Genomic DNA, 7,056 nt, shown 5'->3' with positions numbered 1-7,056 from the left:
GGGGGAAACTATTTTTTTACTTCAGCTTTCAGCCTTAGTATGACGTATATTTTAGTTTTATTAAGTATTGTATTGTTTTCTCATCAACTAAGGGAAACCCTGTTAATGTTTATAATCTACAGCCACACTTAATTAAAGAAAAAAATGAAAGTTTCACAAAATTCGACACACCTCGGTCAGTCTTTTGCTTTCGCTGGCGTTTTGGTGGTAACCTGCGTTGCCGTCGTTGTGATGATGATGATCCAAAGTGGTTTATGGCAATAGAAGTTATATCAAGTCCGATGCCTAATTTTGGTAAAAGAAAAGGGGAAAGAGTATCCTTTCCCCTTTTCATCTTTTTCCCTTTTTCCCTTTTTCCCTTTTTCTCAAACACTTGGCTCATAAACGCCTGAGCAAACTCAATCCGTGAGTATCCGTACCACAAGTGTGAAGCAGATTATAACTGGAACTTAGCTGCTTAACTTGCTCAGTGCGATCGCAAGTGGGTTCCCAAGGATCTGGGTTACCATAAGCGTAGTAAGCTTCAACACCATCAATTCCCAAGTCTGCGGCTGCGGGAATCAATTCCTGTGCCGAACGTCGGTAGCGACAGGGATGAGCTAAGATAGCGAAACCACCCGCATGTTGGAGAGCCGGAATTACGGCTGATGCTTCTGCCATTTCATGTTGAGGTGCTTTTCGCTGTAGATAAGTCTCTAAACTAGGATCGGCTGGATTGAAAGCATAACCGAGGATATGAACGTCAGTATCCAAAAGTTTAGCGGTGATTTCTATACCTGTCCAAAGCTGAGGAAATGGAGTAGTGGGAGACGAGCTTTTTAGATATTCCAACCAGCTTTGAGCGATTTTATAACCAGAGACCGTATGATGATCGGTAATTGCCAAACCTTTGAGACCAATAGTAATCGCCTGATCGATTAAGTCTTGCGGTTTTAGCCGACCATCAGAGCAAGTCGTGTGCATGTGGAAGTTGTAGGAATGGGGACAACTATCTGGTTGAATATTTTGCCATACAAGTTGCAGTGATTCTCGATCTTGTGCGGCTACCTGGAGTGAAGCTAAAGTTGGAGCCATGTTGACTGCCATAATTGCCTAATAAATAATTTGTGTGGATTGATCGATCGGATACTACCCCCCACTGCGATGGCTTTTCCTCATCAATCGAGTACTTGCTAGTGGTTACAGATGTTATTCTTACCTTAGCAAAACTTTAGTTGCCACGTAGAACAGGCATCTTGCCTGTGATGAAACGAACAGGGAAGATGCCTGTTCTACAAAAACGCTGGCAGAAAATCCAATTCTGTGCCAAACACGGATTTCTTACAAACTCAACCCTTTACCCCCCCGAAAATTAGCTAAACCCCTCACCAGAGAAGAGATTCAGGCTATTTTACCCAAGTTAGAGCAATGAGGATATATACAGTTAGATCCTACAGGAAAACTCAAACAGTTTATAGATAAGCTGGATGAAGTTACTAGAACCCTTGAAGAAATTCGTAGTTTAATTGGAGATAAGTTTCGGGAAATTGCTGATGAAATCTTAGCTAAACTGGAAAGAATCAAAGCTATTAGAAGTAAAAGTTGAGAGATTAATGGATTTAATGTCAAGTAAATCAGGACTTACGCAGTGACAATACTAACAGTATAGTGTGTAGGGTGCGTTATGCTTTGCTAACGCACCCTACAGATAGATTCTTTGCGTAATTCCTGTTTAAGTATTCCCCCCTTAATAAGGGGGGCTAGGGGGGTCAAGATTTAAAGCTGGATCATCCGTAAATCCCAAATTAATTAGCTTGAGATTCAGCTAAATGTGAATCAACCACCATCGAAACTACAGCTTTCGTCTGTACTTGCGCCGAGATTACAGACGATTGCAACATGGGTGTATTGGTAACAGCATTATTTGCCACAGTAATTAAAGGATTAGATAAAATCCCGGCTATAGAGGTGGCAATTACTGAGAGAATCAAACCCACTTGTAATGGACGCATTCCAGGTAAATTCCAGTGAATTTCGGGGTAATTCTTCACAGATTCCGACATTTCTTGAGGCTCTTTGACTACCATCATCTTGATGACGCGGATGTAGTAGTAAATTGACACCACACTAGTAATTAAACCGAGCAAGACTAAAGTATATAATCCTGCTTGCCAACCTGCCCAAAAGATGTAGATTTTACCAAAGAATCCAGCTAGAGGAGGAATTCCACCTAGGGAAAGCAAACAAATACTTAAGCCTAGAGTGAGGAGTGCATCTTTCTGATATAAACCAGCATACTCGCTAATCTGGTCAGTTCCTGCCCGGAGGCTGAAAAGAATCACGCAGGCAAAACCGCCTAGGTTCATGAACAGGTAAAGTAGCATGTAGAAAATCATGCTGGAATACCCGGCATCTGTCCCCGCAATTAAACCAATTAAGATAAAGCCACCTTGCCCAATGGAAGAATAGGCGAGTAGCCGTTTCATACTGGTTTGGGTGAGGGCAACAACATTCCCCAAAATCATACTTAAGATGGCAAGGGCTGTAAATACAAAATGCCATTGCTCGCTGACGGCAGGAAATGCGGTGACGAGTAAGCGAATAGCGAGGGCTAAACCTGCTGCTTTTGAACCTACTGAGAGGAAGGCGACTACTGGTGTGGGAGAGCCTTCGTAAACGTCAGGTGTCCATTGGTGGAAGGGTACAGCAGAGATTTTAAAGGCAATACCTGCGATCGCAAATACTAAAGCGATTAAAATGGCTAAGGAGTCACCATTATTGAGATCAGTGATACCTTGTGCGATCGCATTCAGATTTGTCTGACCTCCAGATAAACCATACAGCAACGATACCCCATAAAGAAATACTGCTGAACTAGATGCACCAATCAGCAAATATTTCAAAGCCGCTTCATTAGAGCGGGTATCGCGCTTGGTGTACCCTGTCATCAGGTATGACGAGATACTCAGGGTTTCCAGGGAGATAAAAATCGTCACTAGTTCATTTGCACCACAGAGGAACATTGCCCCCAAGGTAGCGGTAAGTAAAATAGCGACAAATTCGGCTAAAGCTGTCCCCGTCTGCTGGATGTAGCGGATGGACATCAAAATGGTGACAGCAGTAGATAGGGCAACGATACCGCGAAATACAATACTCAGCGCGTCTCCATTGAAGCTTCCTAGAAAGGAGACGGTATCGGTAACATCCCATACCCAGTATAAGGCGACGACGGAGGCTAGTAAACCTGCGATCGCCAGGTAGGAAACGGTGGTGGCGGCTTTTTTACCTGCAATCAAGTCTACGATCACCACTAGGATGAGGGTAGTCAGGACGATTAGCTCTGGTAAGATAATCCCAGTGTTGAGCTGGGCAACAAGATTGGCAAAGTCCATAGGTTTCTAATGGTATTGTCTATGGTTGGGTTGGTATTGATGTTAACTGTATTTAATCTTATCGGCGATTGTCAGGTTTTTGAGTGGGATGTTTTGTCGGGGGGTGTTTGGGTATTTTTTTTAACGCAGAGGTACGCAGAGGTTAACACAGAGGTGCGCAGAGGTTTTTTGGATTTTACCACGTATATTGGCTGAGACTTCGGCTAATTGCTGGCATCCGACAGTGGTTTTAACCACTGTCTCACAGCTAAAGTCCTCTAAAGAGGACTGAATATTATTTGTTTTTAGTCCATTTTAATGGACTTTAGCTATAAGACAGAGAATTAATTCTCTGTCTGGTTATCGCGAGTGATGCAAGATATTATTATATATAATTTTACTATGAGCTAATTTTCTCTATCCGAGCTTCATCTCTATGAGGAAACTCCTTTAGAATTTTAACAGATAAAGTTGATAAGTATTAAGGAATAATCTCAACTTTAGTCCCTTCTTGCACTATTTGATAAATTTCATCGACATCCTGATTCTTCAGAGAAATACATCCCCAAGTCCAATTTGAACGGTTATCGATTAAATTATCTCCACCCGCAGGTACGCCGTGAATTCCGACTTCACTACCAATGGAATCGCTCCATTTTATCTTTCCTCCTATTTTAGATTGGAAATGCTTCTGCCAAGATGTTTGGTTGGGATAGTCTAGCCAGAGAAATTTTGACCAATTTGGATGATTGTATAAGTCTTTTATGGTAAAGATTCCTTCTGGAGTGCTGAAATCACCTTCTCGTAATTTATCTGCTACTGGATTTTTCCCAAATACCACAGGATAGGATTTAATGGGCTGTTGGTTGTGATATAGGGTTAATCGATATTTGGATTTTTCTATTAAAATTGATGTTTTGGTTTTGTCGATATTCGCTGGAGCGATAATTTGGGCAATTGGCTGGTTATAATTTAATAATTCATTCCCTTGTTGTGGAGTATGTAAATTACTGGTGGCTGGGCAATTATTTAGACAAACTATGGCTGAGAAAGGGGGGAGGTATCCTAATCTGAGGAGGAATAAGTATAAGCCAAATGTACTGAGGGATAAAATTGTAATGGCAAAAATAGTTACTTTGACTTGCCGTGGTATTTTCATAACATGAACTATTGTTTTTGAGCGATATGAAAGGCTGAGATATAGGATATTTCGATAGTTTTACCGCAGTGTCTTTCCAGTTTTTCCCGTAAACCTGCAAACAACCTATCCCGTTGCTTATCTTCTAAGGCGATATAGGGTGATAGGGTACTCAAAAGCGCTAGATAATCATCAATTGAATAGGTAACTTTGCAAGAAATATGTTCGGAAAGCAAATCCTGAAAGTAACCTGATTCAATCATGGGTTTTCCTGTATTGATGAGAGATTTTTCCTGACTTTCTCTGTCTTCATATCGTGCTAGAGATGGAGCGTGGGTTTGATAGACTTCATGGAGAAGTTGATATACTTCATAGTCAGGTTGAGGTGTCAGATTCCACAAGAATATTAGATAGCCTTTGTCTTTTAATGCTCCTGCTGCTTTGGCATATCCAATTTCCGGTGAAACCCAGTGAAAGGATGTCGCTGCTAAAACAGCATCAAATCTCTCTATTTCTAGATTCCACTCTTCAAAGGTGGTATTGACAATCTCGATTTTGGGATAGGGAGTACAATTTTCTTGGGCTAGTTGGCAAGCTTTTTGGCTGGGTTCAAGACAAATCATGGAAAAGCCCAACTTAGCAAAGGTAACAGTTGCCGTACCGGGACCGCATCCTATTTCCAATAATATCGCGTCTGAAGGTAATTTTGCTAATTCGACAGCGCGGGTAATTAGTTGTTGGGGATAGGAAGGTCTTGTTTTATTATAAGCGTCTGCAACTTGGCTATACCAATTTTTTCTGGCTTCTGATGTAACTGGCGATAAATAGCCAGATTTATAGGTGGCGGCGATTGATTTATACCAGTTTTTTGTTTGTTCTGAATCTTTCACGATTTGTTTGATAGTTAGTAACCTGTGAATTGCCGTTAAAGAGGGCAATACAGATATTAGTATACGGCATCAATCCTATCATCACAAAGTTTCCATCCCCTTTCGGGGAAGAGGTTTTGGAAAGAGTTCGCTGTAGAAGCCTTACACAGAGCTGGTTTCAGACTAAGAATCGACACACCTCAGAAAATGAAGCTCTATCATCTCCAAAATTGAGTAAAACACACACCTCAAACTCTTACCCTGTAAGGCATCAACACACCTCAACGAAAACAATAGGGTTTCGGCGATTTGCCGAGGTGTGTCGATGACTGTATTTGAACAGCTTTTCTTATTCAGTTTTTAATGTTCAGTAATTTTGACTTATGACTTAAGTTTACACCAAATCGGAAGTTGTTTTTGTGAATTTTCGTGAAGCACCAATCCTCTATCTGTAGTGTGCGTTATTCTCCTAACACACCTGTGCTACTACTAGCAACTGACAGGATTAATAGGACTTACGACACCAGATATATTTGTCATGGTGCGTTAGCTACGCATAACGCACCCTACAGATAAGTCTCTTTGAGTTTTGTCTATTCCTTGCTCCTGAGTTACAGAGGGTTTCAGGTTCGGGTTAAAAGCCACCAGCTCTCTTGTTTTTGGCACGCGATAAAGATCTATACTTTCTGCTTCTTCTAGCCAATATTTTATATATCTTTGAGCAGTGCGTAAATTCACGTTTAATTCCTTTGCCAGCTCCTGCGAAGTAAAAGGAGCTTGTTGAAAACACTGTTTTGCCCTTTCTAGAGGGGTTCCTATTGCTTTTTGTGGCTCGAATGTATAGAGATCTTTGCCAGCTTCATAAATAGAGTTGCTTTTTTTCCAAACCTTAATTCGTCTAACAGCCGTCCGACGATCTTCTCCGATTGCTCTTGCCAGTTGTTCATCTGTAAATGTCTGTTCTTGAAAATGCTGCCGAGCTGTCTCTAACTGTTTCTGAATTTTGGTGGGGGTTTCTAGTTGGTGAGTTTCGGTATGAGTGTTCATAGATTAACAAATTATTTTTATTTTTCTATTGCTGCTGAATGTAACATTTAGTCTCTTTACAGTTTTTACTAATAAAAATAGTCAACATACTAAACTCGCCTAATTACATATTGAAGGGATAGAAATTTTGATGAGGTATTTCATTTCTTATCTATGTTTTCCCTTTTCTAATCTAAAACACCACAATAGGGGCACTCGCCCGAACTTTCGGGGTAATAATAACACCCGCAACCATTGGGACAAAGTTCCGCTTTTCCTTGTGGTTTATAAGTACCATAACCCATGCGCAGGTTATAGATGCTCGCCGCCTCTTCGTAAGTTACAGCTTCAAATTTGTGGATACACTCTGCCTTGTCTGAAATATCACCTATTGATTTGAACCTCAAAATATGTTCGCTTCTGCCAAAACTGATGGTCACCCCGTTATCCGTTATTTCCTCCCAAACCTCCCACTGTTTGACCTTTTGCTTGAATTCTTTATTAGGCATATATAAATATATTACAAAAACATGATTATACCTCTCCATCTCAAGTCTCAGTATGTTTTTATTTCTCAACGTCACAAAACTTGATAAAATGGGGTAGCTCAAAACTCAAAACTCAAAACGGACTTCGTCCCGCTGCGCTAACAAAACTCAAAACTCAAAACTCA

6 protein-coding genes are annotated in these 7,056 nt (G+C 40.8%); all 6 read right to left on the bottom strand.

The features are described from left to right. Positions 1 to 378: 378 nt before the first annotated feature. The 6 genes from NJ959_RS23405 to NJ959_RS23380 all read right to left on the bottom strand — a co-directional run bounded on the left by NJ959_RS23405 (position 379) and on the right by NJ959_RS23380 (position 6,892). Positions 379 to 1,074, bottom strand: coding sequence for a PHP domain-containing protein (locus NJ959_RS23405; protein ID WP_373693703.1), 696 nt, complete (start codon positions 1,072 to 1,074; stop codon positions 379 to 381). A 710-nt stretch (positions 1,075 to 1,784) separates the two neighbouring features. Continuing rightward, the gene (locus NJ959_RS23400) at positions 1,785 to 3,371 is read right to left on the bottom strand and encodes an NAD(P)H-quinone oxidoreductase subunit N (RefSeq protein WP_254014156.1); all 1,587 of its coding nucleotides are present in this window, start codon (positions 3,369 to 3,371) and stop codon (positions 1,785 to 1,787) included. A gap of 460 nt (positions 3,372 to 3,831) precedes the next feature. After that, positions 3,832 to 4,509, bottom strand: coding sequence for a L,D-transpeptidase family protein (locus NJ959_RS23395; RefSeq protein WP_254014155.1), 678 nt, complete (start codon positions 4,507 to 4,509; stop codon positions 3,832 to 3,834). An 8-nt stretch (positions 4,510 to 4,517) separates the two neighbouring features. Next, the gene (locus NJ959_RS23390) at positions 4,518 to 5,378 is read right to left on the bottom strand and encodes a class I SAM-dependent methyltransferase (RefSeq protein WP_254014154.1); all 861 of its coding nucleotides are present in this window, start codon (positions 5,376 to 5,378) and stop codon (positions 4,518 to 4,520) included. 525 nt (positions 5,379 to 5,903) lie between these two features. After that, positions 5,904 to 6,404, bottom strand: coding sequence for a helix-turn-helix domain-containing protein (locus NJ959_RS23385; RefSeq protein ID WP_254014153.1), 501 nt, complete (start codon positions 6,402 to 6,404; stop codon positions 5,904 to 5,906). Positions 6,405 to 6,571: 167 nt separating this feature from the next. Further along, positions 6,572 to 6,892 carry a hypothetical protein gene (locus NJ959_RS23380; protein ID WP_254014152.1) on the bottom strand — a complete coding sequence of 107 codons (321 nt, stop codon included), beginning with the start codon at positions 6,890 to 6,892 and terminating at the stop codon, positions 6,572 to 6,574. Between the last annotated feature and the right edge of the window lie 164 nt (positions 6,893 to 7,056).

It is taken from the genome of Limnofasciculus baicalensis BBK-W-15 (genome assembly GCF_024178385.1).
GTDB classification, from domain to species: Bacteria; Cyanobacteriota; Cyanobacteriia; order Cyanobacteriales; family Coleofasciculaceae; genus Limnofasciculus; species Limnofasciculus baicalensis.
Note: the sequence above shows the minus strand (reverse complement) of the source record. Positions and strands in the feature narration are given on the sequence as shown.